Origin of the sequence: Arthrobacter sp. B0490 (assembly GCF_002929355.1) — a bacterium.
In the GTDB taxonomy this organism is placed as follows: Bacteria; Actinomycetota; Actinomycetes; order Actinomycetales; family Micrococcaceae; genus Arthrobacter_D.
Genome location: NZ_PJIR01000017.1, coordinates 16071 through 33379 on the forward strand (window position 1 = coordinate 16071; position 17309 = coordinate 33379).

The window sequence follows — 17309 nt, forward strand, 5'->3', positions numbered from 1 at the left end:
GCGTCCTTCGAGAAGTGTGTCTGCAGCCCTAGCTGGACGCAGTGACGGGGTTGCTGAGCACGCCGACGCCGGAGACGCGGCACTCGGCCGTGTCCCCGGGGGTGACGTGGATGGCGCCGGGTGTCCCGGTGGAGATGATGTCGCCGGGGTAGAGCGGCATCACCTTGCTGTGGAAACTGATCAGGTACGCGGGGTCGTAGCGCATGTGGGAGACCGTGTTGCTGCGCCTCACCTCGCCGTTGACCACGGTGGCGACCTCCATGTCGGCCAGGGTCCCGTCACCCACGGCTTCGGCCAGCGGCACGATCCGGGGGCCGAAGGAGAAGAAGCCCGGGAAGTTCTTGGAGCGGGTCAGGAACCGCGGGTTGCGCTGCAGGATGTCCTCGGCCGTCTGGTCCAGCACGGGTACGACGCCGGCCAGGTAGTCCAGTGCGTCCTCGGGCTCCACGTCGCGGCAGTACCTGCCGATGACCACCGCCACCTCCGCTTCGGTGGTGGTGCGCTCGCTCTGCACGGGGATGGGGATGGCCTCGCCCGGGCCGATGACGGTGTGGTCGCCCTTGATGAACGACGCCGGTTCCTCGGGCACGCCCTCGGAGAGGTCGGAGGCGTGCTCCACGTAGTTCAGCCCGATGCCCCAGAGCATGCGGGGGTGGCGGTAGGGGGCGCCGTAGGCGGCGGCCTCCGGGTCGCTGAAGACGCCGTCGTCGGCGGTCTCGGCCGCGGCGTCGAGCTGCCCGAGGAGATCCCCGGTGAGGACCTCGAGGATGTCGCCGGTGAAACCGGGCAGGAGGTCGTGCACCCGTGCGAGCCCGCGCCGCGGATGGACGACGGCCGCCGTCTCGGCGCCGGGAGTCCCCGGGTCGCTGCCCGGTGAGGTGATGGAGCAGAGGTGCAGGATGCTGGGAGCCATGGAGCTGCCCTTTCGGATCGGGGGACGGGGATCTAGTAGGCGCGGACCATGCCGCCGTCGCACCGGATCTGTACTCCGGTGACGTACGAGGCCGGCGCACTGGCCAGGAAGGTGACGACGGCGGCGAATTCGGCGGGAGTGCCGTACCGGTGGGCCGGGATGCCGGCCTCGGACGCGGCTCGCGCCTCGGCGGGGGTGGCGCCGGTCCGCTTGGCCGCGGCCGCGTCCAGCGACGCGACGCGCTCGGTGTCGATACGGCCGGGAAGGACCATGTTGACGGTCACGCCGTCGGCGGCGACCTCGGCGGCCAGGGTCTTCAGGTAGCCCGCGAGTCCGGCACGGCCCAGGTTCGACAGCGCGAGATTGGGCAGCGGCTGCTGCACACCGCTGGATCCGACGGCCACGATCCGCCCCCAGCCGCGCTCCCTCATGCCAGGGAGCGCCAGGGAGGTGAGCCGCACGTGCTGCAGCAGCAGCTGGTTCACGGCGGCGAGGGCCTGCACATCGGTGATGTCGGCAGCACCGCCGGGGGGAGGCCCGCCGCTGTTGAGGACCAGGACGTCGATCGGCCCGAAGGCGTGCTCCGCGGCCTCCACCAGCGCGGCCGGCGCGCCGTCGTCGTCGAGGTCCATCGCGATCCCGACGGCCGAGGGCAGGCGGGCCGCTTCGGCCTTCACCACGTCCTCGCGGCGGGCGGCGAGGACGACGTTCGCTCCTTCGGCGCCGAGTGCCTGCGCGATCGCGAGGCCGATCCCGGAGCTCGCTCCCGGCACCAGCACGTTCTTTCCGGTCAGTCCGGTATCCATCAGGCGATCTCCATTCGTACTGCGTCGAGGTGCGCGTCGATCAGGTCCGCGAGTTCACGGGGCAACGAGGGTGCGGGGGGTCGGACCGCCGCGTCGGCGATGATCCCACGACGGCGCAGGATCTCCTTGCGCAGGGCGAGGCCCACGCCGGGCTGGCCCTCGAAGTTCGCCAGGGGCAGCCACGGTGCGAAGGCGGTGCGGGCACCGGCGAAGCCGCCGTCGGCGAAGGCCGTCAGCGCGATCTGCAGTCCTTCGGGGTGGGAGAACCCCGTCATGGCACCGGCCGCACCCGCCGTGAGTTCGTCCAGCAGGCCCACGCCGCCCAGCCCGCCGTAGACGGGGACGTCCGTGGAGCGGGTCAGCTTCGCGATCGCGGACGCCGTGGGGGGCGCTTCCGACTTCACGGCGACGATGAACTCGCACTGGTCCAGGACGCGCAGGATCTGTTCGGCGGTGATCTTCACGCCGGAGGCCACCGGGTAGTCCTGCAGCACGATGCCCGCACCCGTGGCGCGGTGGACGGCCGTCAGGTGGGCGGCCAGCACGTCCGGGTCGCCGGTGTTCGCCTGGACCATGAGCGCGGCGAGGTTGCTGCCGGCGGCCGTCACGGCGGTGGAGGCCTGCTCGATGGCGACGGCGGTGGTGCGGGCGGACAGCCCGACGACGAGCGGGGTGCTTCCCGCCTCGTCGGCGACCGTGCCGACGACGAGGGACTGCTCGGCGGCGGTCAGCGACGCGCCCTCGCCGAAGACTCCGAGGACCACCATCCCGGTGGCGGACAGCCCGGTGTACAGCTGGACCTCACGGCGGAGCGAGTCGGTGTCGACGGCGAGGTCGGCTCCGCTGAACGGTGTGGCCAGCACCCCCCAGAGTCCGGGGGACAGGTGCGGGAGCGGTTCGGTCATGGGGATGTTCCTTTCAGGGGAGTTCCTCCAGCGTTGGCGGCCGGATGGGGAGTGGTGTCGGGCGGAGCCGCTGCCGCCGACCGCGCTGCGCGGATGGTCCGGCGGCCGAGCCGGAACGTCGCGGCAGCCAGCAGCGCGACGACGGCGGCGGTCAGCCAGCCGACCCGGTAGGAGGTGGCGGCGACGAGGAAACCGAAGAGCAGGGGGCCGGCCGCAGCGCCGAGGGACAGCCCGGTCTGCAGCACTCCCGTGGCCGACGCGGCGCCCTGCCGGTTGTCGCGCACCACGGCGAAGTGGACGAGTCCGGGCCAGGTCCAACCCGCGGCGTAGGTCAGCAGCGCTCCGCAGAGGAACGCGGCGGAGGAGCCGAAGGCCAGGAGGACGTAACCGCCCACGCCGATCGTCAGCAGGTTGGCCACCAGGATGTAGGGGCTGCGTTCGGGGTAGCGGTCCATGGCGGCGCCGAGCACGATGCGGATCACGAGCCCCAGCAGCGCGGCGCCGGCGAAGAGGTACCCTGCCGCGCTGGGCGACATCCCGGATTCCACGGCCGAATCGACGAGGAACACCCCCATGGAGGTGGCGGCCGCCGCAGCGAGGCCGGCACCGACGGCCAGCAGCACGAGTCCGCGCCGGGGGGTCCCCCGGTCGGCCGGTGCGGCCGGTCCCGTCATCGGGCGGTCCGGTCCTTGCGCGGTGAGGCCGGCCCACAGGGCCAGCGCCACGGCCAGGACGACGCCCAGCGCGAAGGCGTACCGCCAGCCCAGGACCAGGGCGATGCCCGGGACGGCGAGGCCCCCGATCAGGCCGGCGGCGGGGATGGAACACTGCTTGATCCCGAAGGCGAGCCCCAGCCGGCCGGGAGCCACCGCCCGCGAGATCCCGAGGTTCGCGGCGGGCTGCGCCAGGCCGTTGGCCAGGCCGCCCACCACGAGCGCTGCGATCAGCACCCCGAACGTCGGCGCCAGGCCGGCTCCCCCGAGGGCGACAGCGGCCAGGACGGCGGAGGCCATCACCCCCCTCGCCGCGCCGATCCGCTGCACGAGCCGGCCGAGCCGCCGTGCGGCGACCCCGGAGACCGCGAACAGGGTGGCGGCGGCGATGCCCATCTGGGCAGGACCGATGTCCAGATCGTCCCGGATCTGCACGGCGAGGGCGCCGACCAGGAACGCGGGCAGCACGCCCAGGGTGGTCACGGTGACCGCCTGGAACAGGGTGCCGCCCGCGCCCGGCGGCTGTGCGGGAGTCACGACGAGTCGGCTCCCGTGCGGTGGGTCCCGTCCGCAGTGCCGTCCGTCCCGGTACGGGGGGTCTGGCCGACGGCCGTGGAACCACCCACGGCGGGAGTGCCGGGGGTGCCGGTAGCGCCGGACGCGGAGAGGTCGGCGGGTGCTTCGTCCTCGTCCGTGCGGTGTCCGTGCATCCTGAGGCCGATGAGATGCACGACGACGCCAACGGTAATGATCGCCGCTCCGATGCCGATGTACATGGGCTCCATGACGAGCATCGGCAGCGAGCCGAGCCCGAGCAGGATCCGCTCGGGCCAGCGGGCGGGGCCGAACAGCCAGGCTCCGGTCGCGACGGCGAGCGCGCCCACCGCCAGCAGGGAGACGGCGAAGGCCAGTGCGATGGTGGCGATCCCGCCCTGCAGCAGCAGCCCGACGCCCGATCCGGAGAGTACGAAGATGAACGGGACGAGGAACGCCGAGAGGGTGTAGCGCCAGGTGAGCCACATGGTCTTGATCGGCTTGCCGCCGGTGATGGCGGAGGCGGCGAAGGGCGAGAGCGCCGTGGGGGGCGAGACCTCGCTGAGGACCGAGTAGTAGAAGATGAACATCGCCGCGGCGTACGCGGGCACTCCGACGTCCTGCAGGGCGGGCCCGATGATGACCCACGAGATGATGAAGCTCGCCGTCACGGGGACCGCCAGTCCCAGCAGGATCACCGAGATGGCCGAGAAGACGGCCGTCAGGAGCAGGCTGCCGCCGGCGAAGTCCACGATGATGTTGGCGAGCTTCAGGCCCAGGCCGGTCAGGGTCATGACGCCGACGATCAGTCCTGCTGCGGCCATGACGGGGATGACCGACAGCGCTCCCGTGGCGCCGGTGGCCAGGGCATCGAAGATGCGTCGGGGGGTCATCCAGGAGGCGCGGTCGAGGAAGCTGAGGACGAACGCGAGGATCGTGGCGTACACGACCGCACGGAACGGCGTCATGCCCATGGCCATGAACACGACGATGGCGACGAGGGAGCTGAAGTGGTAGCCGAAACGCAGGAGCAGTTTGCCCACGGGCTTGACGTCGAAGTCGACGGCCCGGGTCTTGAACCGGCGTGCATCCATCTCGATGGCCAGGATGATGCCGAAGTAGTAGAGGACGGTGGGGATGGTGGCCCAGATGAGCACCTGGAGGTAGGAGACACCGAGGAGGGCTGCGATGATGAAGGCTGCCGCACCGAGGGTGGGCGGGGACATGATGGCGCCGATGCCGGCGGCGGCGAGGATGGCACCGCCGTGCTCCTTCGGGTAGCCGGCCTTGCGGAGCAGGGGCCAGGAGATACCGCCGAGGGTGACGGTCGTCGCGACGCCCGAGCCCGAGACCGTGCCGAGCAGGAACCCGGCGAGGGTCACGGTGCGGCCCGGCCCGGACTTGGACTGGCCGAAGGCCGAGAAGGAGAGGTCGATGAAGAACTTGGTGGCCCCGGATGCCCCGAGGACGGCCCCGTAGATGGTGAACAGGATGATGTAGGTCGCCGCTACATCGGTGGGGACGCCGAAGAGCCCCTGCGTGCCCATGACGTTGTGGCCGACGAGGCGGACCCAGTTGAAGGACGAGGTGTTGAACGGGGCTGGGACGAGCGAGCCGAAGGACGCGTAGGCGAAGAAGCCCACGACCACCAGAGGCACGAGGATTCCGACGGTCCGGCGGGACGCCTCGAGGGTCACGAGGATGGCGATTACGCCCATGGCCAGGTCGAGGTAGGTGGGGGTGATCGCGCGCCGGAAGAAGCCGTCCCAGTCGGAGATGATGTAGAGGAACGGTACGAGCGCCACGAGCGCGAGGGCCCAGTCGACGATGCCCGGGTTGTCGCCCGCCCTCCTCGCCTTCGAGGATTCCGATCTTCCCCAGCCCCGGTAGACCAAAAAGGTCAGGGACAGGCCGATCCCGAGGAACAGCGGGAGGTAGAACTGGGTCGGCATGGGGTTGAACACCCAGTAGAGGGCCAGGAGCGAGAGCCCCGCGCCGGCGATCTTGATCAGCAGGGAGGGGAGCCCGGTGAGGTGCCGCGCGGGTTTCTCCGCCTCGAACTCGGCGATCAGCGCCTCTTCGTCGATGACGTCCTCCCGCTCGAGGGGGCTGATCGGATCGTCCTCCTTCGCCCGCGCGAGGTCCGCATGCCCGGGCGCCTTGTGCGTGGGGGCGGGGTCTGAAGCATGCGCCTTCACGGCGCCGTTGCCGTCTGGTCGCTCGGTCATGGTCTCTCCTTGAGATGTAGCTCGACGAACGGGTTGTCGTCGTCGACTAGGCTCCACAGTTCGAGTGGTGGAGCGCCTTGCACGTGCAGGGTGCGCTGTCCGAGGTCGGTCGCCGCGATCGAGAGCTCCTCGAACACGGCGGGCCTCGCCGGGTCCGGCTCCACGACCCATTGCCGGCGGTCACCTTCCCCGGCGGCCGACGGGACGCCGGGAACTGCGTAGTACTCCTCGAGCACCGCGAGCTGGTCTGCCGCGATCTGGTCGAGCACGAAGGTGCCGTCCGGTCCGAGGACGTAGCGTTCCTCGGCTCGGGTGCCGTAGAGAGAGTTGCGGTAGCTCACGGAGAAGCTGGTTCCGGTGAGCGGAACGCTCGCCAGCTCGCCGTCGTCGTTGGTGATGCTGATGGACGCGTCCGGCTGCGCGGACGCGCTCGCGAACCCTCCTCCCAGCATGCCGAGGCATGCGAGGGAGACGACGACGGCGGCCGGCTTCCGCATGGCCTAGCCTGCGGCCTCGTCGAAGTAGGTCTGGGCGCCCGGGCAGGTCTCGACGTAGGAGATGTCGCCTGCGGTGGTGGCATCGAGCTCGACGGCCGCGGGGTGGACCTTGATGAGGGCCTCCTCGTTGTCGAAGATCGCCCGGGTGATGTCCTGCTGCAGCTGCTCGTCCATCGTGGGGCTGGCGACCAGCAGGTTCGGTGAGGCGATGGCGGGAACGGCTTCGGTCTGGCCCTCGTAGGTGTTGGCGGGGATGTCCTCGGCGACGTAGTACTCGCCGTATTCGGTGGCCAGGGGCTCTGCGTATTCGCCGATGGGCACGAGCACCATGTCGCCGTCGCTGGCGAGGTCGATGAGCGCGCCCGTAGGAAGTCCGCCGGACCAGAACCCGGCGTCGATGGTGCCGTCCCGTAGGGCGGCCACGGTCTCCGCGGCGCCGAGCTGGCGGCGTTCCACTCCGCTCTCGGGATCGATCCCCGCGGCCTCGAGGATGCGCAGTGCTGCGACCTCGGTGGCCGAACCGGGCGCTCCGACGGAGATGACCTTCCCTGCCATGTCCTCGACGGACTGGATCCCCGTCCCGTCGACGCTGACGGCCTGCATGAAGTTGTTGTAGATGTTGCCGAGCGAGCAGACCTCCACGGCGTTGCCCTCGAATTCCCCGACCCCCTCCACGGCGTCGGACACCACGTCACCCACCGAGAAGGCGAGCTGGGCGGAGCCGTTCTGGATGAGGAGCATGTTGTCCACGGAGGCGTTGGTCTCCTGGACGGTGGCGTCGTAGCCTTCGATGTTGTCGCGGATCACCGTGGCGAATCCGCCGCCCAGGGGGTAGTAGACGCCGCCGGTGCCGCCCGTCGCGATGGACAGGGCACCGCCGCCGCCTGCCTCGGCCCCGCCTCCTCCGCCGCTGGTGGCGGGCTCGGGGCTGCCGCAGGCCGAGAGGAAGAGCGCGGGGGCGATCAGTGCTGCGGCGCAGAGACGCTTCCGGCTTCGCTGGTATGTGGTCATGGACTTGATCCTTTGCTGTCGGTGATGACTGGTTCTTCGGGGGGAGGGAAGCCGGGGTGGTGCTGGTCGTCAGGGCCCGGTGCCGGGCGCCGGGACGTCCCCGACGGCGAGGAGGCCCGCGAGCATCCGGTAGTAGCCCACCAGCAGGGACAGCTCGGCGACTCCGGCGTGCCCGAAGTGCGACAGCACGCGGGCATGGGTGTCGTCGTCCACGGTGGTGTCCTGCAGGAGCACGCGGGTCAGGTCGAGCGCGGCACGTTCGGCGGGGGAGAGGGTGGGCGGCATGCTGCCCGCCCTGAGGTGTTCCAGCTCGGCCTCGTCGATCCCCACGGTCGCTGCCACCCGGCTGTGGGCATACCACTCGTAGGCAGAGTCGAGGTCTGCGGAGATCGCGCAGATGACGAGCTCACGGAGTCGTCCGTCGAGGGCACTGTCGAAGCGGAGGACGGCACCGAGCGCCTGGACGGCATTGCCGAGGGTCGGGGCGAGGAGCATCGCGTTGAAGGGGCCGGCGAGGGAGCCGTCGTCGTAGACCACCGTGAACGTCCCGTTGCCCCGCGGGGGTCCTGCGACGGAGTCGTAGACGGCGCGCTGTTCCGCGGAGAGTTCCGCCGGAGTGAGCAGCGGGAACCGCCCGGCGGCCTGCGGCCTCGTCGTGTCGATGGCGTCAGACAAGGGTCCGCCCTCCGTCCACATAGAGGACATGGCCCGTGACGAAGGCAGACTGCCGGGACGCGAGGTAGAGCACGGGGCCGGTGAGGTCATCGACGGTGCCGAGCCGGCCGGCCGGGACCATGCCCGTATAGTGCTCGCGCACGCCCGGCCGATCGAGGTAGGCGGTGGTCAGGGCCGTCTCGACGTACCCCGGCGCGATCGCGTTGACCGTCACTCCGCTGGCCGCCCACTCGCGCGCCATCACACGGACGAGCTGGTTCAGTCCGCCCTTGCTCGCGGCGTAGGGCCCGTGGTCGGGATGGGCGAGCAGGCTCGAGACCGAGGAGCAGTAGATCTGCCTGCCGTATCCGGCGTCGACCATGATGCGGCCGGCGGCCCGGCCGAGGCGGAAGGCGCTCGACAGGTTGACGTCGAGGATCCTGTCCCAGTCCTCGTCCAGGGTGTCGAGGACAGGCACCCGGTGGTTGATGCCGACCGCGTGCACGAGGACATCCAGGCCCCCGAGCTCCGTCCGGGCGGCACGCACCGCCTGCTCACACCCGTCGGTGGTCGTCAGGTCGGCGGCGATGGAGGCCGTACCGGCGAAGGCCGCCAGGCGTTCCGTGTTCTGATCCGCGATGAGTACGCGTGCTCCGGCCTGGAGAAAGGCTTCCGCGCAGGCCGCGCCGATACCGCCGGCGCCGGCCACCAGCACACGCTGATCCTTCATACCAAGCCAGTCAGCCAAAGGAAGCATCTCCGATTCATTGGGCAGTAAGCATGGGTACCTGTGCGGTACCGAGGTCCGTCGATGCACCTCCCTGGAGACTGTATACAATTTCGGAGCAGAATGTAACCCGCGTCACACCATCTGCTTCAACCAGTCTCCCCGTCAGGCCTCGCGAGCGGAACCGACTTCCAGGAAGGTTCTGAGGGCTTTCACTGCGTGCTCACGGTGCTCATCGAGCAGTAGAATGAGCTTTTCGGCGTCCCGCTCCGCGAACGCCTCGATGATCAGGGCGTGTTCGTGCTCCACGCGGGCACGGTTCGACTCCGCTCCGTAGTAGACGAACCTGTAGGCATCGGTCGCGTCCCACAGGATCGTGATGATCCGTTCCAGCCGCGGCATCCCGGCTGCTCCTACGAGCAGGAAATGGAACCGCCGGTTCGCCTCGGTCATCTTCAGCAGGTCCCCGGCGCTGCTCGCCGTCTCCACGTCCCTGGCAGCAGTCCTCAGGTCGTCGAGGACGGTGCTGCCGAGCTTCTTCGACAACGCGACCCGCGCCGCCTCCCCCTCGAGGAGCTGCCGGATCCGGTACACCTCCAGCAGGTCCGTGAGGGAGAGGGTGGCCACCCTGTGGCCGCGGTGGGGTTCGTAGTCGACCTGTCCCTCGGACTCGAGGGTCTTCAGTGCCTCACGGAGAGGAACACGGCTGACGCCGAACCGTTCCGCCAGGGCGTCCTGGCGCAGTGGCTGTCCGGGCAGGAACTCACCGGCGATGATCGCCCGGCGGAGTTCGGCGAGGACGAAGGCCTGTGCGGTCGGCGGGCGTCGGGAGCCTCCCGTGACGTTGCCCGTCATGAAACCAGTCCACCCAGTTCGGCTCTCATCGTCCGAAGTCTAGCCCGCGCGTGCCATGGCCCGGTCGCGGTGCCCTTCGACGCCGGGAGGGGGCAGCGCCCGATCGCGCGGTGGTCCACTGAGTGCCCCCTTCGCGGGATGACGGTCCGGTGGCCTAGCCCTTCTCGGCGCCGGCGGTGAGCCCTCCGGTGAGGAGCCGTTCGGTGGAGAAGAACACGATGATGATCGGCAGGGTCAGGACGACGGAACCGGCCATGAGGACCGTGGTGGGTATCTCGGCGCTACCGGACAGTTGCGACAGCCCGAGGGAGACCGTCCAGCTGTCGCGTCGTTCGACGAGGAACAGGAGTGCGAACAGGAATTCGTTCCAGGCGATCATGAAGATGAAGAGTCCGGTCGCCATGATCGAGGGCAGGACGAGGGGGAGGCTGATGCGTCGGAGGATGCCGATACGGCTGAGACCGTCGACGAGGCCCGCTTCCTCGACGGATACCGGCACGGTTTCGAGGTAGTTGCGGAGCATGTAGATGGCGACGGGGACCGTTTGCGCAATGTAGACCAGGACAAGGCCTACCAGTGATCCGCGGAGTCCGAGGCGCGTGAACAGGACGAACAGGGGGATGGCCATGACGATCGCCGGGAACAGGTAGGCGGCCAGAAACAGGGCGTTGACCTGTCGGTACCCGAAGAAGGGCAGCCGTGCGACCGCGTAGGCGCCCGGTACGGCGACGAGGAGCGACAGGATGACGGCGCTGATGGCAACGAAGGCACTGTTGAGCAGGAACGTCCCGAATCCCTGACCACCGGCTGATACCGGTGAGAGGACCTGTTCATACGCCCTGAGTGTGAACTCTGCGGGCGTCACGATGATCGACGCGGGATTCCGCAGCAGGGATTCGATCGGCTTCAGGGAGAGCAGGACCATGTAGTAGAAGGGCAGCAGGGTGATGAGCAGGAAGAAGGCGATGACGGTCCAGCGCAGGATGCCCAGGGTCCTGCGTTCGACGGTGTGACGGTTGAAACGCCGGGGTCGAGGTGGGGGTGGACCGACCTCCCGGGTCGCCGGTTGCTGCCTGGTGGGCACGGCGGGGTCGGGTGTCACACGGGCGCTCATAGCCGTTCTCCTCGTCTGCGTAGCAGGACCATGTAGACGGCGAGCATGAGGATCAGGACGAGGGACAGCACGAGGGACTGTGCTGCCGCAGCTCCTACATTGCGCTGGACGGTCAGGAATTCGTAGACGCGGACGCTGGCAACCCCGGTTCCTGCCGCTCCGCCCGTGAGGAGGAAGATGTCGTCGAACTCGTTGAACGTCCAGATGGTGCGCAGGATGGCGAGCAGGGCGATGACGGGCATCAGCTGGGGGAGCACGATGTAGCGGAAGGACTGGAGCGGGCTGGCACCGTCGACCAGGGCTGCTTCCTCCGTCTCTGCCGACAACGCGCCCAGGCGGGCCATGAGGAACAGGAACGCGAACGGGAAGTAGCGCCACCCTTCGAACGCGATCGCGGTGAGCAGCGCAGTGGGGATCGGGAATTCGGCGCCGAAGATCTCGAGGGTCCGTTGGGCTTCGGAGAGGAACGGGATGGGTTGTGCCCAGCCGAACAGCGACTGGCCGGCTTCGTTGACGATCCCGAACTGGGGACTGAGCATCGTGCGCCAGACGAAGGTGACGGCGACGACCGGAGCGACGTAGGGCAGCAGGAACGCGGCGCGGACGAAGGTCCGTCCGCGGAAGGGCTTCCGGACCGCCATCGCGGCGATCAGGCCGAGCGTGATGGACAGGATCACGGATCCCGCCGTGTACACCAGGGTGGTGCCGAGGCTCAGCCACAGTTCACCCGACGCGAAGACGCGCTCGAAGTTCGCCAGCGTCAGGGGCCTCAACGGGCTCGCGGTGCCGATCTCGAGGAGCCGCAGCTGCTGGAATGCGATCAGGATCGACCACAGCAGGGGAAGCACCACGACGGCGAGGACGATCAGCAAGGTGGGCGACATCAGGAGAAAACCCGTGCGGGCATCGCGTTGCGACAGGGTTCGCCGACGCGCCGGGGACCCGGGGGGCACTGACGTCGTTGACACCGGTGGCACGCCCTACTCCTCAGTCAGAAGGTCGCTGCAACGCTGCGCGTCGTCCAGCTCCCGGCATCCGGAGCTCACTGGCCCAGATCGGCTTTGAGGGATTCTGCTTCGTCCTGGGCCTGGTTGGCCGCATCTTCTCCGCTGGTGCCCGAGCTGACCATCGAAGCGATGATCTGTGGAGCGATGAACTGCCCGCTCACCGCTGCTGCAAGGGCACCCTGGCCCTGCGGTATGCCCCACCGATCGAACTGGTTGGTGCTCGTGCTGATCTCGGTGAGGGTTTCGGGAGGGTAGATCGAGGAGAGGAGCGCCTTCGAATCCACGCCGGCTTCGAGGCCCTGCCAGGCATCGCTGTACTCGGTCGGGTTGTCCGCAGTGCCCAGCCGAACCGGGATCTTCCCTTCGGGTGCCACTGCCAACCAGTCCTGATAGCCGTCGCCCATCATGAACGTGACGAGATCCTGCGCTGCGGGGGAGGCGTCGTTGAGGATGTTCCACGAGACGATCTCCCCGTACCCTGCAGGCTGCCCCTGCGGGCCCTCGATGGCTGTCACTATTCCGGTGTTCTCCGCAAGGAACGCCGGATCGTCCGCGCATTCGGCGCAGGTCGGCAACGCGTCGCTGCGCAGCCCTGCGAGTTCGTCGAGGAGGAACGACGACCACACCGTCATGGCGGCATCGCCGGCGAAGTAGCTGGCGCGGGTGGTGTCCGCGTCCTGATTGCCCGGCACCGAATAGTTACGGAGCAGCTCCGAATAGAACGTGAGCGATTCCTGGCACTGATCGCTATCGAGTGTCACGCCGCCGTCATCGCCGACCAGCTCGCATCCATTGGCCAGCGCGAACTGCTCGAAGGTCTGCTGGGTGAAGGAGTCTGCCGGCGCCGTGGCGGCGACGATACCGGCGACCTCGTCCGAGTGCAGCGCTTCAGCTGCCGCCTCGATCGCCTCGAACGTGGTCGGAGCGTCGAGGCCGGCCTGCTCGAACAGGTCCTCCCGGTAGAACAGCAGTTGCGCGAAGGCGTCGCTCGGCACCGAGAGTTGTTCACCGTCGGCCGACGTGAGCTCCAGGGAGCGAGGCGAGAAGGTGTCCGCGCCGAGCTCCTCCACGACTGCAGTGGCCGCCGATGTGTCCAGGAGCCCATCCGTCGACAGCTGATTCATGCCGTTGAGGGACAACGCCCCGATGACGTCGGGGAGTTCGCCCGACGCTGCGGACGAGGACAGTACCGACGTCAGCTGATCCTCGGCGATGGCAACGAGCTCCACCTCGATCCCCGAGGACTCGGTGAATCGATCCATGATGGCCTGCTGGGAGGCGACCCGGTCAGGCAGGTCCTCCGTCGTCCATACCGTCAGCGTGTCGGTCTCGGACGAGGCGTCTCCTGAACTGCCGGAACATGCTGTGACACCCAGGAGGGCGACGGTAATCACTGAACAAAGAGCCGCATACCGATGTCGCATTCCGTGTCCTTCAAACAGTGATGACCCGGAACGCCCTCCCGACTTCGCGGGCGGGCAGGTCTCGGTCATCCTTGATCGACTACCTCACACAGAGCATAGGGCTCGATCAGGCACCAGGCTACAGGCGATGCGGAGGACTGGTCACAGCGCCGACGGGGGAGTATGGCAATGCTCTGACGGGGTGACGGGTGGCCGACTCAGCTGGGCGGCTAAGCTGGCGTCAAGCCGATGAGTGGACAGGGTCTGCTGAGGGCCGGGTGGCGACGGTTCGATGCGGCGAGGGACGAGGGTCTTCCGCCCTGGTGTGGAGATCGTCGGTGAAGAACGCGGTGGTGGGGCAGTCGGGATATCCCGGCATGGCCGGCAGGAGATCGGATGAACACGCGCGAGGATCGGGAGTCCGCACCTGGTGTACCTTCGCCTGCCGAAGGTGGCGTCGACGCCGCGGAGCGTGCGGACGGCTCGGACGGCTCTGGCGGTACGGACGGTCTGGCGCGTCGGCTGGGGGAACTTGCCCGAAGCCTGCATGACGAGTCCGACTTGGACACCCGACTGGTGGATGTGGTGCAGACCGCGCTCCAGCTCATACCCGAGGCGTCCGATGCATCGATCAGTCTGGTGAAGGGCCGCCGCCGCGTCGAGCCGCGTGCAGCCTCGGGTGCTCTCCCGGGTGTCATCGATGATATCCAGAGCGAGATCGGGCAGGGTCCGTGCCTGGATGCCGCATTCCGACAGCGGCTCGTACGGGTGGCGGATATGGGCCGGGACTCCAGGTGGCCCATTTTCGCCCGGCGGGCATGGGACGCCGGTGCGCGGAGCATGCTCTGCTTCCAGTTGTTCGTCGAAGGGGACACGATGGGTGCCCTGAACCTCTATGCCGGCGTGGCCGGTGCCTTCGGGCAGGAAGCGGAACAGACCGGTGCGTTGGTTGCGACGCATGCTGCGATCGCACTGTCCGATGCGAAGGAAGTCCGTGGGCTCAATGACGCCCTCGTGAACAGGGACCTCATCGGTCAGGCCAAGGGCATCCTCATGGAGCGGTACAAGATCTCCTCGCATCAGGCGTTCGTGCTGCTGTCCTCCGCAAGTTCGAGCACGAACACGAGATTGACCGATGTCGCCGCGAGTTTTGTGCATACTGGAGACCTGGCCACGAAACGCCCGCCCAGAGGCTGATACCCGAGCATCGAAGAACGACTGGACTATCTGCATGTCCTCGAAGGCCCTTCCGGGAGCCTGAGTGCCGTACGGTGGAGGCAGGCGTCACTACCTCCCTCGGCGTCGACCGCGACCGGACGCTAGCCGTGACTTCAGTGGAAGTGCTCCCTATGGGATGACGAAGGTCGCCTCGTGCGCAACCCATCCCTCACTGGAACTCATCCTTCCCATCAACGTTCTCCCGCTTCCCAGTCGGCCGATCGCCCGGCTGATCCGAGGACGCGATGACCAGGGACATCCCCGCGGACGAGCAACGCCGCCTCACCGCGCACGCCATCAAGGCGGCAGGGCTCACCCTGCAGAGCGTGTGGGAACGGTATTTCGGGATCACGGGCAACGCCGACATGACCGAGATCGAGGCGCACCTCTATGGCGCTTTCCCACTGTCCGACGAGGAAGCCGACATCCTCACGCATGCTGTCAACGAACTCATCAACGAGATGCCGGCGTTACCCCGCGCCCCCTACAGTACGCACCTGACCACTGCCGACGTGGTGCGGGAGATCGGCAGTACCGGGATCGACTCGTGACCCTGCTGACCCTGCACATCTGATCCTGCACGGCGCGGCACCCGAAGGGACGGGCGAACAATCAACACCCGATTCGTGGCGACCACAGCATCCGCCGAAAACGGCTGACGACTAGGATCGATCTCGGTACGTACGCATGCGCGCGCTTCCGCTGGGCTGAGTGAACGGCCTTCACCTGCGGGATACGTCCCGCGCCTGCGGTGAAGGGTAGTCGCAGTGAAAAGCATCCCGCCACATGATGAATTGCCTCTCATTTTCGGACGGTCCCGAGGCTTCCTCCTCTCCGAGCAGACAGCGCACGAGGCAGTGGACGCCCTGGCCGCAGTGGCCCGGAACCTCACCGGCCACGCGTACGGCGCCGGGGTGAGCCTGATCGATCAGGGTCGATGCACCAGCGTCGGCGCAACGGATCCGGAAGTGCTGGAGGTCGACACTCTCCAGTACGCGTTGGGTGACGGGCCGTGCCTCAGCGCCTGGTTCACGAACTCCATCGTCCGCGTGACCGACACCCATGCCGACCCGCGATGGCGGCCCTGGGCCGAGGCCGCTGCAGCCATCGGCGTCCGGTCCTGCCTCAGCGTCCCCCTGCAGAAGGGAGGTACCGCGATCGGCGCCATGAAGCTGTATGCGCACACGCCCCAGGCCTTCACCAGGAACGATGAACTACTCCTCCTAGGCCTGACCAAATCGGCGGCCGCCCTCCTCGGACACATCCAGACCACCGACACACCACAACGCATCAGCGACGCCGTGAAGATATCACTCGGCACGCGGGACGCGATCAGCGTGGCCCGCGGGATCCTCATGGAACGATATGACCTCGACGGCCGGGCTGCTCTCGAAAGACTCATCGCCCTGTCGCGAGAGACCGGCACCTCGATCGCGGTGCTGGCCGCCGAACTCTACTCCCGCCCGGACCGGCAGCACCCCGATGGCCATGCGGTCCAGGACCGCCACGACGAGGATCGACGTCGCGGAGCGTCGTCATGACCGGGTTCCCCGGGCAGGATCATCAACGCGTGCATACCTGCATCGCCGTCCGGGTGGCCGGGCTCGGACACAAGGACGTGTGGGCCCGGTACTTCGGACTGACCGGAGCCGCGGACGAGTACGAACTCGACGCCTACTTCCACGGACTCATGCCCTTCACGGCCGCGGAAGGCGACCTCGTTGCTCATGCCGTCAATGAACTCATCGATGAGATACCGCCCCTGCCGCGCGCTCCCTACAGCACAGGGATCACCAGAGCCCTCCCGTAGGCCGATCCGTCCGGACGGATGGTACGCAGTCAGGAGGACAGCGGGTGGCTCAGCACCGGAGAGTGACCTGATCACGGGGGCGCCCCGTTCGTTGTGCGGTCCCCGCCCCTGTCGGGCGCGGCGAGGTACCCGGTGAGGGTGGGCTCCTCCGCTACCTCGACGAGCCTGCTGACCAGGCGCTCCGGAACGTCAGAGCTTTTCGAAGAGGTCCAGCAGGGCATCGGTGCTGGACTGGTGTCGGTGCCCGTGGGTGAGTGTCAGTGCCCGGTCGATGATCTCCTGGGAGATGACGACGACCTTCCGGTTCGTGCGCTGGCTGTAGGAGCTGAGCTGCTGGAAGGCCTCGGTGGCGCTGAGGCCTGCTCGTCCCATGAGGATCCCCTTGGCCTGCTCGATCACGGCCCGGCTGAGGGCGGAGGCGGCGACGGCTTCGTTGGCGAGCCGGTGCGTGTCTGCGTGGATCGACCGGGTGAGGTCCACGACCAGCGCCCACACCCCGACGGGCTCGGTGCCGTCGACGATGAGGTCCGCGGAGAGGAGGAGCCTGTGGGTATCGCCCTGGAGGTCGAGCAGGGAGGCGTAGACCGACGCCGGTCCGCCCACCGTGGTGACCTTGGTCCAGAACGCGCGGACGGCGTCCCGGTCGGCGGGGTCGAAGTGGGCCATGCCGAGTTCGAGGGTGGGGACGATGTCGCCGCGTTCGTAACCGTGGATCCGGTACAGCTCGTCGGACCAGGTGTAGGTGTCGTCGGCGAAGTAGTGCTCGACGGTTCCGGTCGGGCAGTCGATGAAGTACTCGACACTGGACACGGCCCCGGACAGGGGCACGAAGGGATCCGTGGGGTCAACGGTGGAGGGCATGAAAAGCCGTTCGACGTACTCGGATCCGGGCTGGCGTCTTAACCCGGACCTCA

General features: G+C 68.2%; 18 protein-coding genes. 4 read left to right on the forward strand and 14 right to left on the reverse strand.

What is annotated here, in order from left to right:
* Positions 1-28: 28 nt before the first annotated feature.
* The 13 genes from CXQ97_RS16800 to CXQ97_RS16860 form a co-directional block, all read right to left on the reverse strand.
* Positions 29-913, reverse strand: a complete 885-nt coding sequence (locus CXQ97_RS16800; RefSeq protein WP_104182036.1) for a fumarylacetoacetate hydrolase family protein — start codon at positions 911-913, stop codon at positions 29-31.
* Between the two features lie 32 nt (positions 914-945).
* Entirely contained in the window at positions 946-1719 is a 774-nt protein-coding gene (locus tag CXQ97_RS16805; RefSeq protein WP_104182037.1) for an SDR family oxidoreductase, read from the reverse strand.
* Positions 1719-2624, reverse strand: a complete 906-nt coding sequence (locus tag CXQ97_RS16810) for a dihydrodipicolinate synthase family protein (protein ID WP_104182038.1) — start codon at positions 2622-2624, stop codon at positions 1719-1721. The genes CXQ97_RS16805 and CXQ97_RS16810 overlap by 1 nt, the downstream gene beginning before the upstream one ends.
* Positions 2621-3874: an MFS transporter gene (locus CXQ97_RS16815; protein WP_104182039.1), complete on the reverse strand. Its 1254-nt coding sequence runs from the start codon at positions 3872-3874 to the stop codon at positions 2621-2623. Before CXQ97_RS16815 ends, CXQ97_RS16810 begins: the two co-directional genes overlap by 4 nt.
* Positions 3871-6099 (reverse strand): TRAP transporter fused permease subunit, encoded by a 2229-nt coding sequence (locus CXQ97_RS16820; RefSeq protein ID WP_104182040.1) that lies wholly within the window; start codon positions 6097-6099, stop codon positions 3871-3873. Before CXQ97_RS16820 ends, CXQ97_RS16815 begins: the two co-directional genes overlap by 4 nt.
* On the reverse strand, positions 6096-6596 hold the full coding sequence (locus CXQ97_RS16825) for a hypothetical protein (protein ID WP_104182041.1): 501 nt from the start codon (positions 6594-6596) through the stop codon (positions 6096-6098). The genes CXQ97_RS16820 and CXQ97_RS16825 overlap by 4 nt, the downstream gene beginning before the upstream one ends.
* 3 nt (positions 6597-6599) lie before the next feature.
* Positions 6600-7607: a TAXI family TRAP transporter solute-binding subunit gene (locus CXQ97_RS16830; protein WP_104182042.1), complete on the reverse strand. Its 1008-nt coding sequence runs from the start codon at positions 7605-7607 to the stop codon at positions 6600-6602.
* A gap of 69 nt (positions 7608-7676) precedes the next feature.
* On the reverse strand, positions 7677-8282 hold the full coding sequence (locus tag CXQ97_RS16835; protein ID WP_258062699.1) for a carboxymuconolactone decarboxylase family protein: 606 nt from the start codon (positions 8280-8282) through the stop codon (positions 7677-7679).
* On the reverse strand, positions 8275-8991 hold the full coding sequence (locus tag CXQ97_RS16840; RefSeq protein ID WP_104182044.1) for an SDR family NAD(P)-dependent oxidoreductase: 717 nt from the start codon (positions 8989-8991) through the stop codon (positions 8275-8277). Before CXQ97_RS16840 ends, CXQ97_RS16835 begins: the two co-directional genes overlap by 8 nt.
* Before the next feature lie 162 nt (positions 8992-9153).
* The gene (locus tag CXQ97_RS16845; RefSeq protein WP_104182045.1) at positions 9154-9843 is read right to left on the reverse strand and encodes a GntR family transcriptional regulator; all 690 of its coding nucleotides are present in this window, start codon (positions 9841-9843) and stop codon (positions 9154-9156) included.
* A gap of 154 nt (positions 9844-9997) precedes the next feature.
* Entirely contained in the window at positions 9998-10957 is a 960-nt protein-coding gene (locus tag CXQ97_RS16850; protein WP_104182046.1) for a carbohydrate ABC transporter permease, read from the reverse strand.
* Positions 10954-11841, reverse strand: coding sequence for a carbohydrate ABC transporter permease (locus CXQ97_RS16855; protein WP_104182047.1), 888 nt, complete (start codon positions 11839-11841; stop codon positions 10954-10956). The genes CXQ97_RS16850 and CXQ97_RS16855 overlap by 4 nt, the downstream gene beginning before the upstream one ends.
* Positions 11842-11999: 158 nt before the next feature.
* Complete coding sequence (locus tag CXQ97_RS16860; protein WP_306740181.1) at positions 12000-13457, reverse strand: ABC transporter substrate-binding protein; 1458 nt, start codon at positions 13455-13457, stop codon at positions 12000-12002.
* 306 nt (positions 13458-13763) lie between these two features.
* Here CXQ97_RS16860 and CXQ97_RS16865 point away from each other — a divergent pair, with 306 nt between their 5' ends.
* The 4 genes from CXQ97_RS16865 (at position 13764) to CXQ97_RS16880 (ending at position 16395) form a co-directional block, all read left to right on the forward strand.
* Complete coding sequence (locus tag CXQ97_RS16865) at positions 13764-14564, forward strand: GAF and ANTAR domain-containing protein (protein ID WP_104182049.1); 801 nt, start codon at positions 13764-13766, stop codon at positions 14562-14564.
* 266 nt (positions 14565-14830) lie between these two features.
* On the forward strand, positions 14831-15136 hold the full coding sequence (locus CXQ97_RS16870; protein WP_104182050.1) for a hypothetical protein: 306 nt from the start codon (positions 14831-14833) through the stop codon (positions 15134-15136).
* A gap of 243 nt (positions 15137-15379) precedes the next feature.
* Complete coding sequence (locus tag CXQ97_RS16875) at positions 15380-16126, forward strand: GAF and ANTAR domain-containing protein (protein ID WP_181035127.1); 747 nt, start codon at positions 15380-15382, stop codon at positions 16124-16126.
* Positions 16123-16395 (forward strand): hypothetical protein, encoded by a 273-nt coding sequence (locus tag CXQ97_RS16880; RefSeq protein WP_104182052.1) that lies wholly within the window; start codon positions 16123-16125, stop codon positions 16393-16395. Before CXQ97_RS16875 ends, CXQ97_RS16880 begins: the two co-directional genes overlap by 4 nt.
* A gap of 189 nt (positions 16396-16584) precedes the next feature.
* Here CXQ97_RS16880 and CXQ97_RS16885 read toward each other — a convergent pair whose 3' ends face one another.
* Positions 16585-17256 (reverse strand): ANTAR domain-containing protein, encoded by a 672-nt coding sequence (locus CXQ97_RS16885; protein WP_104182053.1) that lies wholly within the window; start codon positions 17254-17256, stop codon positions 16585-16587.
* Positions 17257-17309 lie beyond the last annotated feature (53 nt).